Source organism: Nocardiopsis aegyptia, from assembly GCF_013410755.1.
GTDB classification, from domain to species: domain Bacteria; phylum Actinomycetota; class Actinomycetes; order Streptosporangiales; family Streptosporangiaceae; genus Nocardiopsis; species Nocardiopsis aegyptia.
This window is the reverse complement of record NZ_JACCFS010000001.1, coordinates 3,836,489-3,854,713: the sequence shown is the minus strand read 5'-3', so window position 1 is coordinate 3,854,713 and position 18,225 is coordinate 3,836,489. Positions and strand designations below refer to the sequence as shown.

At 72.8% G+C, this 18,225-nt stretch carries 20 protein-coding genes; 6 read left to right on the top strand and 14 right to left on the bottom strand.

The genetic code is table 11. The annotated features are described in order from the left end of the window. Nucleotides 1-64: 64 nt before the first annotated feature. Nucleotides 65-766 carry a hypothetical protein gene (locus HNR10_RS17390; protein WP_179824865.1) on the bottom strand — a complete coding sequence of 234 codons (702 nt, stop codon included), beginning with the start codon at nucleotides 764-766 and terminating at the stop codon, nucleotides 65-67. Between the two features lie 255 nt (nucleotides 767-1,021). Here HNR10_RS17390 and HNR10_RS17385 point away from each other — a divergent pair, with 255 nt between their 5' ends. After that, on the top strand, nucleotides 1,022-2,839 hold the full coding sequence (locus HNR10_RS17385; protein ID WP_179824863.1) for an acyl-CoA dehydrogenase: 1,818 nt from the start codon (nucleotides 1,022-1,024) through the stop codon (nucleotides 2,837-2,839). A gap of 67 nt (nucleotides 2,840-2,906) precedes the next feature. Here HNR10_RS17385 and HNR10_RS17380 read toward each other — a convergent pair whose 3' ends face one another. From HNR10_RS17380 to HNR10_RS17355, 6 genes are all read right to left on the bottom strand, one after another. Next, a complete protein-coding gene (locus HNR10_RS17380; protein ID WP_179824862.1) occupies nucleotides 2,907-3,311 on the bottom strand; it encodes a PIN domain nuclease in 405 nt (134 codons plus the stop codon). Continuing rightward, nucleotides 3,308-3,529: a type II toxin-antitoxin system VapB family antitoxin gene (gene vapB / locus HNR10_RS17375; RefSeq protein WP_179824860.1), complete on the bottom strand. Its 222-nt coding sequence runs from the start codon at nucleotides 3,527-3,529 to the stop codon at nucleotides 3,308-3,310. Before vapB ends, HNR10_RS17380 begins: the two co-directional genes overlap by 4 nt. A gap of 144 nt (nucleotides 3,530-3,673) precedes the next feature. Next, nucleotides 3,674-4,471, bottom strand: a complete 798-nt coding sequence (locus tag HNR10_RS17370; protein WP_179824858.1) for a GNAT family N-acetyltransferase — start codon at nucleotides 4,469-4,471, stop codon at nucleotides 3,674-3,676. Between the two features lie 9 nt (nucleotides 4,472-4,480). Beyond that, complete coding sequence (locus HNR10_RS17365; RefSeq protein WP_179824856.1) at nucleotides 4,481-4,912, bottom strand: ester cyclase; 432 nt, start codon at nucleotides 4,910-4,912, stop codon at nucleotides 4,481-4,483. A 68-nt stretch (nucleotides 4,913-4,980) separates the two neighbouring features. Beyond that, nucleotides 4,981-5,949 carry a quinone oxidoreductase family protein gene (locus HNR10_RS17360; RefSeq protein WP_179824854.1) on the bottom strand — a complete coding sequence of 323 codons (969 nt, stop codon included), beginning with the start codon at nucleotides 5,947-5,949 and terminating at the stop codon, nucleotides 4,981-4,983. Between the two features lie 95 nt (nucleotides 5,950-6,044). Then, nucleotides 6,045-6,836, bottom strand: a complete 792-nt coding sequence (locus HNR10_RS17355) for an enoyl-CoA hydratase-related protein (RefSeq protein WP_179824852.1) — start codon at nucleotides 6,834-6,836, stop codon at nucleotides 6,045-6,047. Between the two features lie 117 nt (nucleotides 6,837-6,953). Here HNR10_RS17355 and HNR10_RS17350 point away from each other — a divergent pair, with 117 nt between their 5' ends. Next, a complete protein-coding gene (locus HNR10_RS17350) occupies nucleotides 6,954-7,976 on the top strand; it encodes a 3-oxoacyl-ACP synthase (RefSeq protein ID WP_179824850.1) in 1,023 nt (340 codons plus the stop codon). Here HNR10_RS17350 and HNR10_RS17345 read toward each other — a convergent pair. The 3 genes from HNR10_RS17345 to HNR10_RS17335 form a co-directional block, all read right to left on the bottom strand. Next, complete coding sequence (locus HNR10_RS17345; RefSeq protein ID WP_179824848.1) at nucleotides 7,945-8,739, bottom strand: AfsR/SARP family transcriptional regulator; 795 nt, start codon at nucleotides 8,737-8,739, stop codon at nucleotides 7,945-7,947. The two genes, HNR10_RS17350 and HNR10_RS17345, sit on opposite strands and share 32 nt — an antisense overlap. A gap of 375 nt (nucleotides 8,740-9,114) precedes the next feature. Then, nucleotides 9,115-9,588, bottom strand: coding sequence for a MarR family winged helix-turn-helix transcriptional regulator (locus HNR10_RS17340; RefSeq protein ID WP_179824846.1), 474 nt, complete (start codon nucleotides 9,586-9,588; stop codon nucleotides 9,115-9,117). A 39-nt stretch (nucleotides 9,589-9,627) separates the two neighbouring features. After that, complete coding sequence (locus HNR10_RS17335) at nucleotides 9,628-10,095, bottom strand: hotdog fold thioesterase (protein WP_179824844.1); 468 nt, start codon at nucleotides 10,093-10,095, stop codon at nucleotides 9,628-9,630. A 163-nt stretch (nucleotides 10,096-10,258) separates the two neighbouring features. Between HNR10_RS17335 and HNR10_RS17330 the strand changes: the two genes are divergently transcribed. Both HNR10_RS17330 and HNR10_RS17325 read left to right on the top strand, forming a co-directional pair. Next, nucleotides 10,259-11,218 carry an aldo/keto reductase gene (locus HNR10_RS17330; RefSeq protein WP_179824842.1) on the top strand — a complete coding sequence of 320 codons (960 nt, stop codon included), beginning with the start codon at nucleotides 10,259-10,261 and terminating at the stop codon, nucleotides 11,216-11,218. Between the two features lie 8 nt (nucleotides 11,219-11,226). Then, nucleotides 11,227-11,907: an MBL fold metallo-hydrolase gene (locus HNR10_RS17325; RefSeq protein WP_179824840.1), complete on the top strand. Its 681-nt coding sequence runs from the start codon at nucleotides 11,227-11,229 to the stop codon at nucleotides 11,905-11,907. A gap of 142 nt (nucleotides 11,908-12,049) precedes the next feature. Here HNR10_RS17325 and HNR10_RS17320 read toward each other — a convergent pair whose 3' ends face one another. Next, nucleotides 12,050-12,925 (bottom strand): helix-turn-helix transcriptional regulator, encoded by an 876-nt coding sequence (locus HNR10_RS17320; RefSeq protein ID WP_312889316.1) that lies wholly within the window; start codon nucleotides 12,923-12,925, stop codon nucleotides 12,050-12,052. Between the two features lie 57 nt (nucleotides 12,926-12,982). Here HNR10_RS17320 and HNR10_RS17315 point away from each other — a divergent pair, with 57 nt between their 5' ends. Together HNR10_RS17315 and HNR10_RS17310 are read left to right on the top strand one after the other, a co-directional pair. Next, a complete protein-coding gene (locus HNR10_RS17315) occupies nucleotides 12,983-14,437 on the top strand; it encodes an MFS transporter (RefSeq protein ID WP_179824838.1) in 1,455 nt (484 codons plus the stop codon). 95 nt (nucleotides 14,438-14,532) lie between these two features. Continuing rightward, on the top strand, nucleotides 14,533-15,042 hold the full coding sequence (locus HNR10_RS17310) for a cupin domain-containing protein (RefSeq protein ID WP_179824836.1): 510 nt from the start codon (nucleotides 14,533-14,535) through the stop codon (nucleotides 15,040-15,042). A 96-nt stretch (nucleotides 15,043-15,138) separates the two neighbouring features. Here the strand turns inward: HNR10_RS17310 and HNR10_RS17305 are convergent, their stop codons facing one another. Genes HNR10_RS17305 through HNR10_RS17295 form a run of 3 tightly spaced genes read right to left on the bottom strand, consistent with a single transcriptional unit; the run spans nucleotide 15,139 to nucleotide 18,223 of the window. Continuing rightward, nucleotides 15,139-15,906, bottom strand: coding sequence for an HAD family hydrolase (locus HNR10_RS17305; protein ID WP_179824835.1), 768 nt, complete (start codon nucleotides 15,904-15,906; stop codon nucleotides 15,139-15,141). Then, the gene (locus tag HNR10_RS17300) at nucleotides 15,903-17,492 is read right to left on the bottom strand and encodes an FAD-dependent monooxygenase (protein ID WP_179824833.1); all 1,590 of its coding nucleotides are present in this window, start codon (nucleotides 17,490-17,492) and stop codon (nucleotides 15,903-15,905) included. Before HNR10_RS17300 ends, HNR10_RS17305 begins: the two co-directional genes overlap by 4 nt. Continuing rightward, nucleotides 17,480-18,223, bottom strand: a complete 744-nt coding sequence (locus tag HNR10_RS17295) for an SDR family NAD(P)-dependent oxidoreductase (protein WP_179824831.1) — start codon at nucleotides 18,221-18,223, stop codon at nucleotides 17,480-17,482. The genes HNR10_RS17300 and HNR10_RS17295 overlap by 13 nt, the downstream gene beginning before the upstream one ends. Nucleotides 18,224-18,225: the final 2 nt, after the last annotated feature.

Below are 18,225 nucleotides of genomic sequence, written 5' to 3'. Positions count from 1 at the left end.
GTCCGAGCATAGAAGCGCGCGGCGGGCACCCGGGACGCCGGTCCGTCCAGCCGCGCCGCACACCTCAGATCTCGCAGGCCAGCCGCCATCCCCCCTCGTCGTACACCCAGTACTCGCCGGCGCCGTCCAGGGACTCGTACTCGGCGCCGACCGGCAGCGCGGTCACCTCGCCCGCGTCCTCCGCCACCCGGAGCAGGTCCGCGGCCAGCCAGTAGGCGTGGTGCGCCGCCTCGGACTCCCACCGCACCGGTTCGAGCGAGGCCCAGTAGTGGCCGTCGGGGTCGAACCGCGAGGACCACGCGTCGTCGGCGGGGCACGCCCAGTCCAGCGGCCGGTACACGGCCCCGGGGACCCGGCCCGCGTCGGCGAACTCGCGCCGCGTGCCGCACACCGGGCAGGGGCCCGGGTCCAGGGGCGCGAAGCGGGACATCAGCCAGTGCAGGTCGATGGCGCTGTGCTCGCGGCCCCCGGGGGCGCCGTCCCGAACGGTCACCGCGTCCGGGTGGCCGCAGTCGGGGCAGCGGGGTTCCGGCGGCCGGCGGCCCGTCCCGGGGGTCCGGGCCCCGGGCCAGCCGGTGGGCCACAGGCCGCCGCAGCGCGAGCACCGGTACTGCCGGCGGCGCGGGCCGGCGCGGCCGGGGACGGGCCGGGGCACGGGCTCCCGGGGCGCCCGTCCCCGGTCGGCACGCGGGCGCACGTCCTCCGCCGCCTCGGGTCCGCCCAGCTGGGGACCGGTGGCGGGGCCTCCGGGCACACGCCTGACCATGGGTCCATCATCCTCCGTCACACGCTCGCGGGCCAGAGGGCGCCGGTCCAGGAATTCGGGAGCGTTCCCAACACCGGTCAGGGAAGTCCGATATACCTACACAGCAGGCTTTTTGTCTCGCATGCGTGAGTTTGTGGACACAAGTCGCTCCCAGTGCTGGCGTCTCCTACTACTGGGTAGTAACATTGACTTGTTACTAGTCGGTAGATCCGCGTGTACAGACACCGCGGCCAGGGACACACAGCGGAGCTGTCCATGACGCATTACAAGAGCAACCTGCGCGACATCGAGTTCAACCTCTTCGAACTCTTCGACCGCCAGGACGTACTGGGCAAGGGCCCCTTCCAGGAGCTCGACGAGGAGACGGCACGGACCATCCTCGGCGAGGTCAACCGCCTGGCCACGGGCGTCGTCGCCGAGTCCTTCGAGGACGCGGACCGCAACCCGCCGGTCTTCGACCCCAAGACCAACACCGTCACGGTCCCCGAGAGCCTGAAGAAGTCGTACCAGGCCTACATGGACGCCGGCTGGTACAACCTCGACCTCCCCCCGGAGCTGGACGGCCTGGGCGCCCCCCGCTCCCTGGTGTGGTCCGCCGCCGAGCTCATCCTCGGCTCGAACCCCGCCGTCCACATGTACTCCGCCGGCCCGGGCTTCGCGAGCATCCTCTTCGCCGAGGGCAACGAGAAGCAGAAGGAGTTCGCCAAGCTCGCCATCGAGCGCGGCTGGGGCGCCACCATGGTCCTGACCGAGCCGGACGCCGGCTCGGACGTCGGCGCGGGCCGCACCAAGGCCACCGACCAGGGCGACGGCACCTGGCACATCGAGGGCGTGAAGCGCTTCATCACCTCGGCCGAGCAGGACATGACCGAGAACATCTTCCACCTGGTGCTGGCGCGCCCCGAGGGCGCCGGCCCCGGCACCAAGGGCCTCTCGCTCTACCTGGTCCCGAAGTACCTGGTCAACGAGGACGGTTCGCTCGGTGAGCGCAACGGCGCCTACGTGACCAACGTCGAGCACAAGATGGGCCTCAAGGCCTCCACCACGTGCGAGCTGACCTTCGGCGACAAGCACCCCGCCATCGGCTACCTCGTCGGCGACAAGCACGACGGCATCCGCCAGATGTTCCTCATCATCGAGTACGCGCGGATGATGGTCGGGACGAAGGCGATCGCCACGCTCTCCACCGGCTACCTCAACGCTCTGGAGTACGCCAAGGAGCGGGTGCAGGGCAACGACCTGGCCGGTGAGAAGGACTCCCCCAAGGTCACCATCACCCACCACCCGGACGTGCGCCGCAGCCTCATGACGCAGAAGGCCTACGTCGAGGCCATGCGCTCGCTGGTGATCTACACCGCCACCCAGCAGGACGCGATCCAGATCGCCAAGGACGCCGGTGAGGACGTCACCGAGCTGGAGGCCATGAACGACCTCCTGCTGCCGATCGTCAAGGGCGTGGGCTCCGAGCGCTCCTACGCGCTGCTCGCCGAGTCCCTCCAGACCCTGGGCGGCTCCGGGTTCCTGCAGGAGTACCCGATCGAGCAGTACATCCGCGACGCCAAGATCGACACCCTCTACGAGGGCACCACCGCGATCCAGGCCCAGGACTTCTTCTTCCGCAAGATCGTCCGCAACGGCGGCGCGGCCCTGGGCAAGCTCGCCGGCGAGATCAAGGACTTCGCCCGCAGCGAGGCCGGCAACGGCCAGCTCAAGGAGGAGCGCGCGCTGCTCCTGGAGGCCGCGGAGAACGTCGAGGAGATGGTGGGCCTCATGGTCGGCCACGCGATGGCCGCCGCCGAGGACAAGCGCGAGCTGTACAAGGTGGGCCTGAACTCCACCCGCCTGCTCTTCGCCTTCGGCGACGTCGTCCTCGCCTGGCTGCTGCTGCGCCAGGCCGAGGTCGCGCTGACCAAGGTCGACGGCGCCGACGCCGCGGACAAGGACTTCTACACCGGCAAGATCGCCGCCGCGCGCTTCTTCGCCGACCAGTTCCTGCCGCGCCTGGCCGCCGAGCTCAAGATCGCCCAGGGCGTGAACCTGGACCTGATGGACGTGCCCGAGTCCGCCTTCTAGGAGGCGCGGGAGTCACACGACGGGCGGGACGGCCTTCGGGCCGCCCCGCCCGTTCGGTCGTACGTGTTCATGCCGTGCGCAATCGCTCGACCGGCTGCCCGGTCATCTCGGCGATCAACTCGAAGTCCTTGTGAAGGTGGAGAACGGTGAGGCCGGCACGCTCGGCCACCGCGGCGATGAGAAGATCGGGAACTCCCGGAGCCCGATGCTGCCCTCTGTCCGCGAGCATCGCCTGAACCTCGACCGCTCTGTCCTCCATAGCGGGTGTGAGGTACTCGATGGGCATAGCCGAAAGCGGGGGACGACCGGCGGCGTTGCGCAACTCGCCCGCCGACCTCGCGGAGAAGCCCACCTCGAGTCGGGTCACCGTCGAGACGCGGACCAGCCCTCGTTCGAGCCGGGTGGCCCATTCGGGCGCGTCCGGGCTGGCAGCCAGCCGCACCAGCGCGGATTTGTCGATCAGCCAGCTCATTCCCACGCCCGTTCCATGACGTCCGGATCAGCGAGGTCCGCGAAAGCCTCGGAGAAGTGCGACAGATCCGCCACCGTCACCGGGTCGGTGGAAGCGCGTGCCGTGCGCTCCAGCGCACGTCTGAGGTACTCGCTCCGCGACAGTCCCTGTCTCTTCGCGTCCCCATCGATCGCGGCCAGCACCGTGTCCGGCACGTGGCGAATCAGTACGTCGGCCATGCGACCACCTCCATGTGATATCTCCTGATATCAATCGGGCGCGCATTCCGCCACGCTTTCGCGGCGATCGAAGGACCGGTCCTGGACTCGCGCGCCGGAGGGCCGACGCCCCGCGACGCGCCGGGCGGGGGCGGGACGGCCGGGCTATGTCCGCGGGGCGCCGTCCGGGGACCAGACGAAGGGGGTCGTCGTGGTGACGGGCCGCAGGCCCAGGCGTCGCAGGATCGGCGCGCTGTCGTCGGAGGCGTCCACCTGGAGGAACCGCGTGCCGCGCTCGACGGCGATCCGGGCGCGCGCGGCCACCAGGGCGCGGTAGATCCCGCGCCCGCGCCACGCCGGCAGGGTCGAGCCGCCCCACAGGCCGGCGAACTCCGTTCCCGGCACGAACTCCAGCCACGCGGCGGAGACGACCTCCCCGCCGCCCTCGGCGGTCAGGACGGCGGTCCCGCCCGGATCGGCGGCGATCATCGCGGCGAGGTGCTCCACCAGCCAGCCTCCGTCGTCGCCCCACACCGCCGACTTCAGGTCCGCGATCCGGCGCAGGTCGTCCGTGCCGGTGACCCGCCGCAGGACGACGCCGTCCGGTGGCGGGGCGTCGACGGCCAGCTCCGCGGCCAGGCCCACCATGACCGTCTCGCGCTCCTCCGGGGCGAACCCGGCCGCGCGCAGCCGCTCGGGGAGGTCCTCGGGGAGGTCGTGGCCGTAGGCCTTCCACTCCACCGCCTCGCCCCGGGCCGCGAAGAGGTCGCGCTGGCGGGCGATCAGCAGGTCGAGGTCGCCGTCCGCCACACGCGCGCCCGGCGCGAGGACGACCGTGCCCCGGTGCCGTCCGGTGATCCGCAGCACGGGGCCGTCCCACTCCGCCTCGACACCGTCGGGCAGGAGCGCCGGCGTGCCCCGGGTCTGTTCGTCGAAGGCCGCGAGCCAGTCATCGTCGTTCATGGCCGAAGACTAGGCGTCATCCGGCCCCGACGGGTCGGCCCCCGCGGACAGCTGCCGCATCATGCCCGCGGCGTCGGAGACGACCCAGTACTCCACGAGGCGGCCGCCGGCGGCCCGGAAGACGTCGCTGCCCACGAGCGAGGCCGGTGTCCCGGGCGCGGCGTCCGCGCCGGGGATCCCGCCCCGGTAGGAGCCGTGGAAGGTCCAGTGGGCGGCGACCATGCCGTCCCCGACCACCGGGCCCGCGTCCAGGGTGGTGCGGACGTCGTCGAAGTACTCGTGCGAGCGGCGGACCTGTTCGACGGCCCCGGCGGGGCCGTGGACGTCGAACCCGGGCCAGTGCCCGACGAAGTCCGGGGCGAGGATGTGGTCGGCGACGGCGAAGTCGCCCGCCCACACCTCGAAGAGCCAGCGGCGGTAGAGCGTCTCGATCTCGTGCATACCCCCCGCCTACCCACATCCGTGCGGGCGGCACCGGAGCCTGTGCCGGTACCGCCCACACGGGCCGGTCAGCGCGTCGACAGGACGTACTTGCCCGTGCTCCGGCGCGTCTCCAGCAGCTCGTGCGCCTTGACCGCCTCCGCGAGCGGGAAGGCGGTCACGTCGATGCGCACCGCGCCCTCCGACACCAGCCCGGCCGCCTCCAGCAGCCGCCGGCGCGCCAGGTCGGGCCGGGCGCCCACCATGGCCCCGAGGTTGTACCCGCCGACCGACCGCGAGGACGACCACAGGCCGACCCCGGTGAACTCGGCGTCCTCGCGCGCCGCGTCGCCGAAGACGATGTGGCGGCCGAAGAGCGCGAGTAGGTCCATCGCCTCCCTGCGGACCGGACCGCCGACGGCGTCGAGCAGGACGTCGACACCGGTGCCGCCGGTCCGCTCGGCCACCTGCCCGACCAGGTCGTCGTAGGTGAACACGTGGTCGTAGCCGAAGTCCGAGGCGTAGGCGGCCTTGTCCGCGGACGAGGTGACCCCGTACACGGCCGAGGCGCCCATGCGCCGGGCGATCTGCGCGGCCGCCGTCCCCACGCCGCCGGCGGGACCCGTCACCAGGACGCTCTCGCCGTCCTGGAGCCGTGCCGCGTCGCGCAGCAGTCCGAGGGCCACCGTGACGTTGCAGGGGAAGGCCGCGCCCAGGTCCGACGGGACGGAGTCGTCGAGGGGGACCGTCAGCGCGGCGGGCGCGACGACGCGCTCCGCGTACCCGCCGCCGGCCAGGGTCAGGGCCGCGACCCTCTGGCCGGGGGCCAGACCGGTCACCTCGGCTCCGACCTCCCGGACGGTGCCGGCGGCCTCCAGGCCCGGGACGTGCGGCACGCCGATCTCGAACTGGCCGCGGCGGAACATGACCTCGGCGAAGTTGACCCCCGCGTACTCGACGTCGATGACGACCTCACCGGCGCCGGCGGTCGGCGCGGCGGCCTCTCCCGGCTCCAGGACCTCGGGCGGACCGTAGGCGTTGACGTGGACTGCGCGCATCGTGACTCCTCTGGGTGAAGGGCGGCTGGGTGAAGTGGGGGCGGGTGGTGACGAACGGCGGGCCCGGGCCGGTCGAGCCGGCCGGGCGCCGGAGGTCACCGCGGCTCGAACCGGGGCGCGCGCCGTTCGCGCACGGCTCGGACCGCCTCCTGGAAGTCGGGTGTGGCGAAGGCGCGGGTCATGAGTTCGACGGACTCGGCGACCGCCTCCTCCAGGGGCGTCTCCAGGCCGGACCAGACCTGGCGGCGGATCATCGCCATCGCGGCCGGCGAGGCGTGCGCGGCGAGTTCTCCCGCGTAGGCCTGTGCGGCCGGGAGCACCTCGTCCGCGGGCCGCACGTGTTGGGCCAGCCCCATCCGGAGCGCCTCGTCCGCGCCGACCGCGCGCCCCGACAGCAGCAGGTCCAGGGCGTTGGCGGTGCCGACCAGGCGGGGCAGCAGCCACGCGGACCCGTACTCGGCGGCGAGGCCGAACCGGCTGAAGGACGTGGACAGGCGCGCCCCGTCCGCCATGAAGCGCACGTCCGCGTACAGGGCGTGGACCAGGCCGAGTCCGGCCGCGCCGCCGTTGACCGCCGCGATCACCGGCGTGCCCAGCCGCAGGGGCAGGTCCGGCGGGTGCCCCAGCTCCTCGACCAGGTCCTGCCCCGCGGCTCCCGCGGCCAGCCGGTCCAGGAGGTCGGCGGTGGCGCCGGAGCAGAAGCTCCCGCCCTGGCCGGTGACGACGACCGCCCGCACGTCGGGCGCGGCGTCCGCCTCCGCCAGCGCGTCGTAGTAGGCCCGGAACATGTCCAGGTCCATCCCGTTGCGGCGTTCGGGCCGGGCGAAGGTGATCGTCCGCACTCCCCCGGAGGTGGCGGTGCGGACGCCCCGGTCCTGATCGGCCATGGCGTGGTCCCTTCGGTCGTGGGCGGCCCGTGGCGGGCGCGCCCGGCGTTCCAGGGCGTGTACTTGCCAGAACCCTAATGTATAACAGAGGTCTGTCATAACCCTTGAGGAGGACGCATGCGGCTCACCGAACCCGTCGGCCTGTCCGGCATCACGACATGGCTCCCCGACAGCGCCCAGACCGCCGAGCGGGCCGTCGCCGAGGGCCTGGTCGACGCCGACACGGCCGCCGACCTGGGGTACTCCGCGCTCCCCGTCGAGCCGGAGGCCGCACCCCCGCGGATGGCCGTCCTGGCCGCCCGCGACACCCTGCGGCGCACCGGCACCGACCCCGCGGACATCGGGCTGGTCCTGCACGCCTGGATGCACTACCAGGGCCACGACCTGTGGTCCCCCGCGCACTACGTCGCCGACCGGATCGGCGCCCACGACGGCCTCCCCCTCGGCATCCAGCAGGTCTGCAACGGCGGCGCGGCGGCCATCGAGACGGCGATCGCCCGCCTGGTGGCCGACCCCGACCTGGAACTCGCGCTCGTGACCACCGCCGACCGCTTCCCCGACAGCGCCTTCGACCGCTGGAGCGGCGACTACGGCATCGGCTACGGCGACGGGGCGACCTCGGTCCTGCTGCACCGCGCCGCCGCGCGCCGCCCCGACCTCTACCTGCACGCGCTGGAGAGCATGGCGGCGCCGCGGCTGGAGCGCATGCACCGCGGACGCGACCCGTTCGGCACCGCGCCCCGTTCGGTGTCCGAGCGCATCGACATCCGCCGCACCAAGAAGGCCTACTTCGAGGAGGGCGGCAAGGCGGAGTTCTCCGCCGACAGCCGCTCACGCCTGCAGGAGGTCGTGCGGCGCTGCCTGGCCGCGGGCGGTGTCGACGGAGCCGACCCCCGCCTGCGGCACGTCGTGCTGCCCCGGCTGGGACGGACGACCCTGGAGGAGGCCTACGTGAAGCCGCTGTCGGAGGTGACGTCGGCCCCCGCCCTGCTCCTCGGCGAGACCACGGGCCACCTGGGCGCGGGCGACGCCGCGGCGGGGCTGGCCGACCTCGTCCCCCTGCTGGCTCCCGGCGACCACGCGCTCGTGGTCAGCGCGGGCGCCGGCTTCACCTGGTCGTGCCTGTTGGTGAGCGGCTGAGCTCCAGGCCGACACCGCCCGACAGCAGGTCCTGGTCGTCGTGGAGGACGGCCTGCTGCAGGACGCAGAGGCGGGGGGAGAGGTCCAGACCGAGCTCCCCCCGCAGCCTGCTCCGCAGGGAGTCGAGCACACCCAGCGCCTCGGCCCGGCGGGCGCTGCGGTACAGGGCCAGGACGAGGTACTCGTGGAAGACCTCGTGCAGCGGGTACAGGGCCACCAGCTCCGCGAGCTCACCGATGAGGTCGGCGTGCCCGCCCGCGTTCAGCTCGGCGCGCAGACGGTGTTCGAGGGTCGAGAGCCGCGCCTCGCTCAGGCGGGTGACCTGGGCGTCCAGGCGCGTCCCGGTCTCGACGTTGACCAGCGCGGGGCCGCGCCACAGCGCCAGCGCGTCGCGGAACAGCCGCGCCGCCCGCTCGTGGTCGCCCGCGCTCGCGGCGGCGCAGCCGGAACGGGTGAGCCGGGTGTAGGCGACGACGTCGATGTCGATCATGTCCGTCGAGAGGCGGTATCCCGCGCCCTCGGTGACGAGCACGCGTTCGGCGATCCGGTCCGTGGTCGTCCCCGCGAGGGCGCCGATGAGCCGGCGCACCTGGCCGACGTAGGTCTGGACGGTGGTGACGGCCGTGCGCGGCGGGTTCTCCCGCCACAGCTCGTCCACCATGCTCTCGGCGGAGACCACCCGATCGGGATCGGTGGCCACGAGCGCGAACACCGTCCGCGGCTTCGGAGGCAGGTGCGCCGCCTTGTCGTCCCCGTTGGCCATGGTCAGAGGCCCTAACACCCCGACCTTCAACGATCCTTCATGCTCCACCAGAAGACCCCCTGTAAACCACCGGTGCCCGCCTCGCGCCGCCCGGTGTCCGGACGGAAATGTCAAAGTTTCAACCAAACACGAGTGCGGGCGAATACCATCTCACCATGCGGAGAATTAATGCATTTCCGCAGGACTCAGGAAGAATACGACCACGGACGACCTGTTCAATGTGATCAGGCTCACCCGATCAATGGCGAACCAAGCACCCCGAGAAAGTCCCCGCTGGTTGGGCGCGCCGACGATAAAAGCGGACCGCGGCCCCTGGCCACATTCGGCCAGAAACCGCGTCTTCCACAACAGAAAAGGCGACGCAATGTGATGAATTCATTCCATCGAGTTAAGCTTCGCAATCGCGCGCTCCAGCAGGTCACTGAAGGTACTCAGTTCCGCTTCCGTGAACTCCGCCGCGAGCCCGCCCTCCACGCGCAGGGCCGCCTTGTCGGCTCGGGCCACCAGCGCGCGGCCCTCGTCGGAGATGCTGTTCACGGTCACCTTCTGGTGCAGCGGTGACAGGGAGCGCTCGATGAGGCCGGAGCGGTCGAGGTTGGTCAGGACCGTGGCCATCGTCTGCGGGGTGACCATGCATTCGCGGGCCAACTGCGCCGCGGACATCCCGTCCGACACCGACAGCAGGAGCAGGACCGCGTACTGGGGGACCGTGAGCCCGAACTCCCGCAGCACGCGGGACTTGCGGCTGATGAGCGCCTGCTCGGCACGCTTGATCGTGTGGCCGAGCCGGTCGGCCCCCACGGATCCGTGCTCCGGCCCGGAATCCCCGGCCGGCCTACGCTCCATCATGTCTCCCACCTCGCGATCCGGCCTGTCGACCTCCAGTGATCATGCCACGCCCGCGCCCTTGGCCCGACCCGCCGCACGACCGCCCCGGCGCCCCCGCGAACGCGGAAGAGCACAGGTCAGGCGGGCCGTACAGGTGAGCCGGCCGAGTTCGTCGCGGATGGTGATCCCGTAGGTGGCGCTGTCGGTGCCCCGGTGGAGGGGGCGGCACTCGCCCGTCACCGACCCCGACCGGACCGCCCGGTGGTGCGTGCAGGACAACTCCTGCCCGACGATGATCCGGTCCGTCCCCGCCCAGACCCAGGCCGCCAGCGACCCCAGCGTCTCCGCGAGCACCGCGTTCGCGCCGCCGTGCAGCAGTCCCACCGGCTGCCGGTTGCCGGACACCGGCATCCGGCCGACCACCAGGTCCGGTCCGCACTCCGTGATGCTGATCCCCAACCGCTCGACCAACTGCTCCCGCTCGTATCCGGACACGACCTCGACCGGACCGAGGCTGACCTGCTCCATCGCGCACCTCCGTGGGCACCGAACTCTCCGTCGCGGGCGGACGCCCACACCCTCACACTACCCAATCCCCTGTCTTGTGACAGAACCCTGCTACTATTCGGGTGCGGAACCACTGTGCCGACTACACCTGGGCGAGACCGGGCGCGACGATGGGAGCACGACCATGGACACGAGGCAGATGGGCGGGACCGGGCGCCGGGTCGGCGCGGTAGGACTCGGCTGCATGGGCATGTCGTGGGGGTACGACCAGCTCGGACGGGACGCCGACGTGTCCGTCCAGGTCATCCGGCGGGCCCTGGACCTGGGCGCCGACCTGATCGACACCTCCGACCAGTACGGCCCCTTCACCAACGAGGAACTGGTCGGCCGGGCCCTGCGCGGCCACCGGGACCGGGCCTACCTCGCCACCAAGGGCGGACTCGTGGTCGACGACCCCGAGACCTTCGCCAGCCACCGCGACGGCCGGCCCGAGCACCTGCGCGCCGCCTGCGAGGCCAGCCTCCGGCGCCTGGGCGTGGACCACGTCGACCTCTACCAGCTGCACCGGATCGACCCCGAGGTCCCGCTGGAGGAGAGCTGGGGCGCGCTCGCCGAACTGGTCAAGGAGGGCAAGGTCGGCGCGATCGGGCTCTCCGAGGCGAGTGTCGAGGAGATCCGCACGGCCCACGCGATCCACCCCGTGACCAGCGTGCAGACCGAACTGTCGCTGTGGAGCCGCGAACCGCTGGCCGACGGGGTGCTGGCGCACTGCGCGGAGGCCGGGATCACCTTCGTCTCCTACTCGCCGCTGGGCCGCGGCTTCCTGTCCGGGGCGATCTCCTCGCCCGAGGACCTGCCGGAGGTGGACGGGCGCCACCGCACCCCCCGCTTCCAACCGGAGGCGATCGCGGCCAACCAGCCGATCATCGACCGCGCCCGCGAGGTCGCGCGCCAACTGGGCGTGACGGTCCCCCAGGTCTCCCTGGCCTGGGTCCTGGCCCAGGGCGAGCACGTCGTCGCCATCCCCGGCACCAAGAACCCCCGCTACCTGGAGGAGAACGCGGCCGCGGCCGGTGTCACCCTCACCTCCGAGCAGCTGGCGCTGCTCGACGCGGTGCCCGAGGCCGTCGGCACGCGCTACTAGGGGGAACCGTGCTGATCCTCGGATTCCCCGCGGGCGTGTTCGGTACCAACACCTACGTCCTGGCCGAAGGCCCCGGAGCGGGCTGCGTCATCATCGATCCGGGCCAGCGGTCGCTGGAGGGGCTGAGCGACCTCGTCTCCCGTCACCGGCTGGAGCCGGAAGCGGTCCTGCTGACCCACGGCCACATGGACCACACCTGGGACGCCGTCCCGGTCGGCGCACGCTACGACGTGCCCGTGTACGTGCACACCGCCGACCGCTTCATGGTCGGTGCGCCGGCCCGCGGCCTGCCGGACGACTTCCCCGCGCACCTGTTGGAAGGGCACCCCAACGCCGACCCCTCCGGCCTGCGCGCGGTCGACGGCGACCGGACCACCGTGCGCGCGGCCGGGCTGGACATCGAGGCCCTGCACACCGGCGGGCACACGCCGGGGTCGATCGTCCTGCACGTCCAAGGCGGGGAGTCGGCGCTCTTCACCGGGGACGCCCTGCTCGCGGGGGCACTGGGCCGGACCGACGGGCCCGGTGGCGACGAGCGGCGGCTGCGGTCCGCGCTGAACCGGCACTGCGCGCTCCTGCCCGACGCCACCACGATCCACCCGGGTCACGGCGACCCCACCACCCTGCGGGCGGAGCGGCGACTGCACCCCTTCCTGCGCCCGGAGGCCGCGCCCACGTCCGCGGGCTGACCCGCGGACACAGGAACGCCCGCGCCGACCCGCGCACCGACCCGAGTCCCCGCCCCGCCCCCGTGGAGTCCCCGTGCCGGGCGGCGCCCGGACACGCGCACGCCCGCGCCCGGAGTCCTTCCGGGCGCGGGCGTGCGGTCGTTCACGGGGCTCCGACGGGCAGGCGCCCGGAGGCACCCGCGCTGATCCGCTCCAGCGCCTCGGCCGTCGCCGCGTCCGCGCCGGCGGTGTTCAGGATCAGCCGTACGCCGGGGCGGTCGGGCATGTGCAGCACGGAGTGCTCGAAGCGGAGCGGCCCCAGCCACGGGTGGTCGACCGCCTTGAGCCGCTGCGGCCGGGAGACCACGTCGTGGCGCGCCCACAGCTCCGCGAACTCCGGGCTCGCCCGGCGCAGCCGGTCGGCCAGACGGCCGAACCCCGGGTCGTCGGGGTGGCGCGCCGCGTCCCGGCGGAACTCGGCCACCAGGTCCGGGGCCATGTCGGCCCAGTGGCGGTGCCGTCCCCGGTAGACCGGGTCGGTGAAGAAGGCGACGAGGCAGTTCAGCGTCTCCCCCTCCGTCCTGGAGTACCCGAACACCGTCTCCGAGGCGTGGTTCATCGCGATGACGTTCCAGTGCTGGTCGATCACGTGCGCCGGCGAGGGCGCCCAGTGGTCGACGATGCGGGCCAGCTCCGCCTCGTCGGGCTCGGGCCCGCTCACCAGCGGCGGGTTCACCCCGGCGAGCCGGTACAGGTGGTCGCGTTCGACCACGGTCAGCCGCAGGGCCCGGCTCACCGCGTCCAGCACCGAGGGGGACACCGTGATGTCCCGCCCCTGTTCGAGCTGGATGTACCAGGACGTCCCCACGCCCGCGAGCACGGCGACCTCCTCACGGCGCAGCCCGGGGGTGCGGCGGCGCCCACCCGGGGGCAGGCCCACGTCGCCGGGGGTCAGGCGGGCACGGCGGGTCCGCAGGAAATCTTTCAGTTCGGTACGTTGCCGATTCCGTCCCTGCGTGGATTCCTGGGTGATGTTCACAGTGTCAGGATAAATGGAGTCTCCCGGACTGTCGATGTGTTTGGGACGCTCATCGATATGACGACTCACACTTCCAACGAGGTGAACACACCTCGTTTCTCAGGACACCAGTGGATGATCGTCATCCTGCTGTGTGGAGCGCAGTTCATGCTGGCGCTCGACTTCTCCATCCTGAGCGTTTCACTACCGGTCATCGGCAGCGAACTCGGATTCGCTTTCAACGACCTCCAATGGATCGTGACGGCCTTCGCCCTGCCCTCGGGCGGGCTCCTCCTGCTGTTCGGGCGCACCGCCGACCTCTACGGCCGGCGCAGCTGGTTCATCGCCGGCATGGGCCTGTTCACGGTGGCGTCGCTGGTGGGCGGGCTGGCCTGGTCCCCGGCGGTACTGATCGCCGCCCGTGCCGGGCAGGGGCTGGCCGCCGCGATGCTGACCCCCGCCGCGATGTCCCTCCTGACGACCTCGTTCAACGAGGGCGGCCTGAGGGAGAAGGCACTGGGGATCAACGGCACGCTGCTGTCCCTGGGATTCCTCACCGGTGTGGTGCTCGGCGGTGTGATCACGGACTTCACCAGTTGGCGGGTCACCCTGCTGATCAACGTCCCCATCGGCATCCTGGCCGTCATCGCCGCGCCGATCCTCATCCGGGAGAGCCGCAACGCGCACGCGCCCCGGCTCGACCTCGTCGGGGCGGTCACCGTCACCGGGGGCCTGCTCTCGGTCATCTTCGGCATCACCTCGGCGGAGCGCAACGGCTGGTCGAGCCCGGTCACCCTGGGCTCGCTCGCCCTGGGCGTGGTCCTGCTGATCGCGTTCTTCCTCGCGGAGTCGCGGGTCAAGGACCCCCTCATCGACCTCGGGCTGCTGCGCAAGCGGAGTGTGAGCTGGGCCAACACCATGGGTCTGCTCACCTTCTCGATGATGACCGGCATGGTCTTCCTCATGACGCTGTACATGCAGCACGTGCGCGACATGACCCCGCTGACCACCGGCTTCGCCTTCGCCGCGCTGGGGGTCGCGGCCGTCCTCGGCGGCGCCGTGTCCGCCCGGATCGTCGGCGCGCTGGGCGTCCACAAGGTCCTCGTGATCGGGCTGCTCCTCCAGGGGCTGAGCACCGCCGCCCTGGTCCTGCTGTCCCAGGACTCCGGGCTGGTCCTGCTGCTGGTGGCGACCGCCGTGGGCGGGTTCGGCCACCTGCTCGCCGTCGTCGGCTACATGATCACGGCGACCTCGGGCGTCCGCGACGACCAGCAGGGCCTCGCCACCGGCATGGCCTACACGGCCCAGCAGCTCGGCCTGACCGTCGGCACCCCGATCCTCGGGACCATCGCCGCCGCGCGGATGAGCTCCCTGGGCGAGGGGACCGCGCAGGACGTGGCCACGCTCAGCGGCGCCCACCTGGGCGTGCTGGTGGCCGGCGGCGTACTGCTCGTCGGAGCCGTCCTGGCCGCGGTCCTGCTGCGTCCGGCGAGCGCGCCCTCCGAGACCGCGACCACGGCGGCCGCGTCCTGACCCACCCGTACCGCCACCGCACACCAGGGGTGCGGGGACCCCGCCGGGTTCCCGCACCCCTCTCCCTCTTCCACCACCCCACGAAGGGATCCCCGATGCCCCACAGACCCGCCGCCCTGGCCCTGACCGCCGCCGCGCTCCTGACGACCGCGGCGTGCGCGACCGCCGACGCCGCCACGGCCGACGGCTCGCAGGGCGGCCCCCCGCACAAGCCCCATCCGACCGCACCGCCGCCCGTCAGCAGCGTCACCCTCGCCGAGGGCGAGACGGACCGCCCCTACACCGTCACCTCGGACGAGGACCGGACCTTCGTCTACCGCGAACTCACCGTGCAGCCGGGGGCGACCGGCGGGTGGCACACCCACGACGGCGAGCAGGTCGCCGTCATCGTCTCCGGAACCCTGACCCGCTACGACGCCGACTGCGAACCGCACGTCTACACCGCCGGCGACGCCCTGGTCGAGCCCGCCGACCCCGAGGACGTCCACATCGGCCTCAACCTCGGTGACGAGCCCCTGGAGCTGTACGTCGTGGACATGCTCCCGGAGGGCGGTTCGCCCGCCGTCCCCGCCGAGAACCCGGGGTGCCCGGACCTGCCCGCCTGACCGGGCGGTCGCCGCGCACGACGAACGGGGCGGCCCGGGAGAGTGGACTCCCGGGCCGCCCCGTTCTCCGCGCGCGGTCCCGCCACGGCACGGCGGTCACACGCGCAGTCGCTCCGTCCCGGGCACGGTGCCGCCGGGCACCACGGGCCAGCCGCGGTCGGCTGCGACCTCCGCCAGCACCCGGTTGTCCCCGACGACCGTGGGGTGCCCGACCAGGTCGAGCATGTCCAGGTCGGTGGAGTCGTCCGCGTAGGCGTGGCACGCGCGGGCGTCGGCGCCGTAGCGTTCCAGCACCGACCGGACCGCGACCGCCTTCGCCGCGCCGAACATGGGCCGGGCGACCTCCCCGGTGAGCCTGCCCGCCTGGTCCAGCTCCGGCTCGGTGCACAGGACCAGGTCGATGCCGAGGTCGTCCGTGATCGGGCGCAGGCTCGCCGCCCAGGCTCCGGAGACCGCCACCGTCACGTGGCCCCGCGCCTGGTGCTCGCGCAGCGCCGCGACCGTCGAGGCCACGAACGGCACGCCGCGCCCGCGCAGGTCGGCGTACCAGCGGCGGCCCAGGTCGCACAGCTCGAACCAGGAGACCCCGGCGAGCGCGCGGTAGAAGGCGCGGCTCACCTCGACGGGCTCCAGGCCGGTGGCGGCCAGCTCGCGCAGCGGCCTGACGAACTCCTCGTAGCCCGACCCGTCGTCCCCCTGGCCGCGCAGGCGGTAGCGGACCAGCTCGAACGGGTTCTTCATGGCCACGAGGGTCTCGTCCACGTCGAAGAAGGCGACGGCGCCGCCCCTCCGGCCGGGGGCGGCGCCCCCTCGGTCCGCCGTCATACGGTCCGTCGTCCGGTCCGTCGTCCGGTCCGTCGTCATCGTCCGCTCCTCACGGTCGCCAGCGGCAGTGCGTCCAGCACCCCGGCCAGGCGGCCGGTGTCGTCCGGTGCCACACGCGCGTGTACGTGTCCGTCGGGGCGCACGACCACCGCGACCGGGTCGGTGCCCAGGGCCCGCGCGACGGACGGGTGGACGGTCCGGCCGGGTTCGACCACCGCCGCCCGGTCGGCGGTCAGCGCGCGGACGCGGCTCCGGCGCAGCGCGGGGTCGCCCGACACCGTCCCCCTGCCGTGCCACAGCACGAGCGTGTACCGGTCCCTGTCCAGGACCGGCCACCGCGCCGGTTCCGGCCGGTCGGCCGGCCCCTCGAAGACCGCGGGAAGGCGCCCGCCGACCGGCACCGTCCGGCGCCCGAGCGCCCGCACGGCCGCCAGCGGTCCGCCCGCCTCCTCCTGCTCGTAGCCGATGTCGGTCTGGCTGAGCCGGGGCGCCATGTACCTCTGGAGGGCGCCCGTGCGGTCCGCGACCCTGAACGCGGTGTCCCGCACCACTGTCCGGACCGGTGTGGTGACCACGCCGAACCGGGTCATGAACGCGGTGGAGCGGGCCACCCGGTGGGAGACCGTGCGGCGCTCGGTGTCGTAGCCGTCCAGGACCGCGTCGTCCAGTTCGCCCCCGAGCACGCCGCCGAGCCGCCAGGCCAGGTTGACCGCGTCCTGCATGCCGGTGTTCATGCCCTGGCCGCCCGCCGGGCTGATGATGTGGGCCGCGTCCCCCACGAGGAAGCAGCGCCCGACACGGAAGGTCTCCGCCAGCCGGCACCTCACCTGGAAGAGCGCGCTCCAGCGCAGGCGCTCCACGGTTGAGCCGCCGCCCGCCCGCTCGTCCAGCACCCGCTGGAAGACCTCCGGGCCGGGCCGCTCCGGGTGGGCGTCGGGCGCGACGTTCACCGCCAGCCGGAAGACGCCGCCGCCCATGGGTCCGAGGACGACCGCGCCCCGGGGCGAGTAGCAGTAGTGCGAGAGGTCGGCGGACAGGCCCGTGGTCAGCTCGGCGTCGGTGATCGCGAAGGTCAGCTCCGGCTGCCGCCCGGTGTAGCCGATCCCGAGGAGGGAGCGGACCGTGCTGTGCGCGCCGTCCGCGCCCACGAGCCAGGACGGTTCGACCTCCTCGACCCGGCCGTCCGGGTGCTCCAGGCGCGCCGCCGGGCGGTCCCCGGAGGCGCCGGAACCGGCGGAGTCGACGCCGACCAGGCGCACGCCGGTCTCCACGGCCGTACCGAGCTCGCCGAGCCGCTCCGCCAGCACGCGCTCGGTCTCGTTCTGGGAGATCATCACCGCGTAGGGGTGCGGGGTGTCCCCCAGCCCGCTCATGTACGCGGTCCCGATCCGGCGGCCGGAGGAGTAGAACGAGGTCCCCGACAGCCGGTGGCCCCGCTCCAGCAGACGGGCGGTCGCCCCGACACGGTCGAGGAGTTCGAGGTTGCGCGGCCAGACCACGTTGGCCCGGGAGTGGGGTCCGGAGTCGCGGCCCGCGTCGACGATCCGGACGGAGAGCCCCCGTTGGCGCAGCTCACAGCCGAGGAGCATGCCGACGGGGCCGCCGCCGACGATCAGGACGTCCACATCAGCCCCCCGTTGACCTCCAGGACGTGCCCGTTGACGTAGGACCCCTCCGCGCCGGCGAGGAACACCGCGGCCGACCCGACCTCGTCGGGGCGGCCCAAGCGCCCGGCGAGCATCCTGTGCCGGTAGACCTCCCACACCTTCGGATTGGCCGCGACCTGGCGGCCCATGCCCTCGTCGATGTAGCCGGGGGCCAGCGCGTTGACGACGATGCCCTTGGGCGCCAGTTCCACGGCGCTGGAGCGGGTGAACATCTCCACCGCGGCCTTGCTCGCGCTGTAGGCGGACGTGCCGGGGGCGGGCCGGGTCGCCACGCAGGAGGAGATGTTGACGATCCGCCCTCCGCCGCGCTCGGCCATCACCGGGGCGGCGGCGCGCGTGCCGAGGAAGACCCCCGTCAGGTTCGTCGTCACCGTGGTGTTCCACTCGTCCAGGGTGAGCCTGGTGATCTTGCCGTCCCGGCTGACGCCGGCGTTGTTGACCAGGACGTCGAGTCCGCCGAACTCCGCCACGGTGGTCTCCACGAGGTCGCGGACGGAGTCCTCGTCGGTCACGTCCGTCTCGTGGTACCGCAGGCGGCCGGGGTGGCGGTCGGCCACCTCCTTGATGTCGTAGGGGTTGCGCGCCGCGCACACCACCGACGCCCCCTCGTCGAGGAAGCGCTCCGCGATGGCGCGGCCGAGCCCGCGTGTGCCGCCGGTGACGACGGCCGTCGTCCCCTCCATGAGCATGG

Bases quoted from the DNA above. Each gene is read 5' to 3' on its own strand.
- HNR10_RS17390 (WP_179824865.1), bottom strand. From the start codon at position 766: ATGGTCAGGCGTGTGCCCGGAGGCCCCGCCACCGGTCCCCAGCTGGGC.
- HNR10_RS17385 (WP_179824863.1), top strand. From the start codon at position 1,022: ATGACGCATTACAAGAGCAACCTGCGCGACATCGAGTTCAACCTCTTC.
- HNR10_RS17380 (WP_179824862.1), bottom strand. From the start codon at position 3,311: ATGAGCTGGCTGATCGACAAATCCGCGCTGGTGCGGCTGGCTGCCAGC.
- vapB (WP_179824860.1), bottom strand. From the start codon at position 3,529: ATGGCCGACGTACTGATTCGCCACGTGCCGGACACGGTGCTGGCCGCG.
- HNR10_RS17370 (WP_179824858.1), bottom strand. From the start codon at position 4,471: ATGAACGACGATGACTGGCTCGCGGCCTTCGACGAACAGACCCGGGGC.
- HNR10_RS17365 (WP_179824856.1), bottom strand. From the start codon at position 4,912: ATGCACGAGATCGAGACGCTCTACCGCCGCTGGCTCTTCGAGGTGTGG.
- HNR10_RS17360 (WP_179824854.1), bottom strand. From the start codon at position 5,949: ATGCGCGCAGTCCACGTCAACGCCTACGGTCCGCCCGAGGTCCTGGAG.
- HNR10_RS17355 (WP_179824852.1), bottom strand. From the start codon at position 6,836: ATGGCCGATCAGGACCGGGGCGTCCGCACCGCCACCTCCGGGGGAGTG.
- HNR10_RS17350 (WP_179824850.1), top strand. From the start codon at position 6,954: ATGCGGCTCACCGAACCCGTCGGCCTGTCCGGCATCACGACATGGCTC.
- HNR10_RS17345 (WP_179824848.1), bottom strand. From the start codon at position 8,739: ATGGCCAACGGGGACGACAAGGCGGCGCACCTGCCTCCGAAGCCGCGG.
- HNR10_RS17340 (WP_179824846.1), bottom strand. From the start codon at position 9,588: ATGATGGAGCGTAGGCCGGCCGGGGATTCCGGGCCGGAGCACGGATCC.
- HNR10_RS17335 (WP_179824844.1), bottom strand. From the start codon at position 10,095: ATGGAGCAGGTCAGCCTCGGTCCGGTCGAGGTCGTGTCCGGATACGAG.
- HNR10_RS17330 (WP_179824842.1), top strand. From the start codon at position 10,259: ATGGACACGAGGCAGATGGGCGGGACCGGGCGCCGGGTCGGCGCGGTA.
- HNR10_RS17315 (WP_179824838.1), top strand. From the start codon at position 12,983: ATGACGACTCACACTTCCAACGAGGTGAACACACCTCGTTTCTCAGGA.
- HNR10_RS17310 (WP_179824836.1), top strand. From the start codon at position 14,533: ATGCCCCACAGACCCGCCGCCCTGGCCCTGACCGCCGCCGCGCTCCTG.
- HNR10_RS17305 (WP_179824835.1), bottom strand. From the start codon at position 15,906: ATGACGACGGACCGGACGACGGACCGGACGACGGACCGTATGACGGCG.
- HNR10_RS17295 (WP_179824831.1), bottom strand. From the start codon at position 18,223: ATGCTCATGGAGGGGACGACGGCCGTCGTCACCGGCGGCACACGCGGG.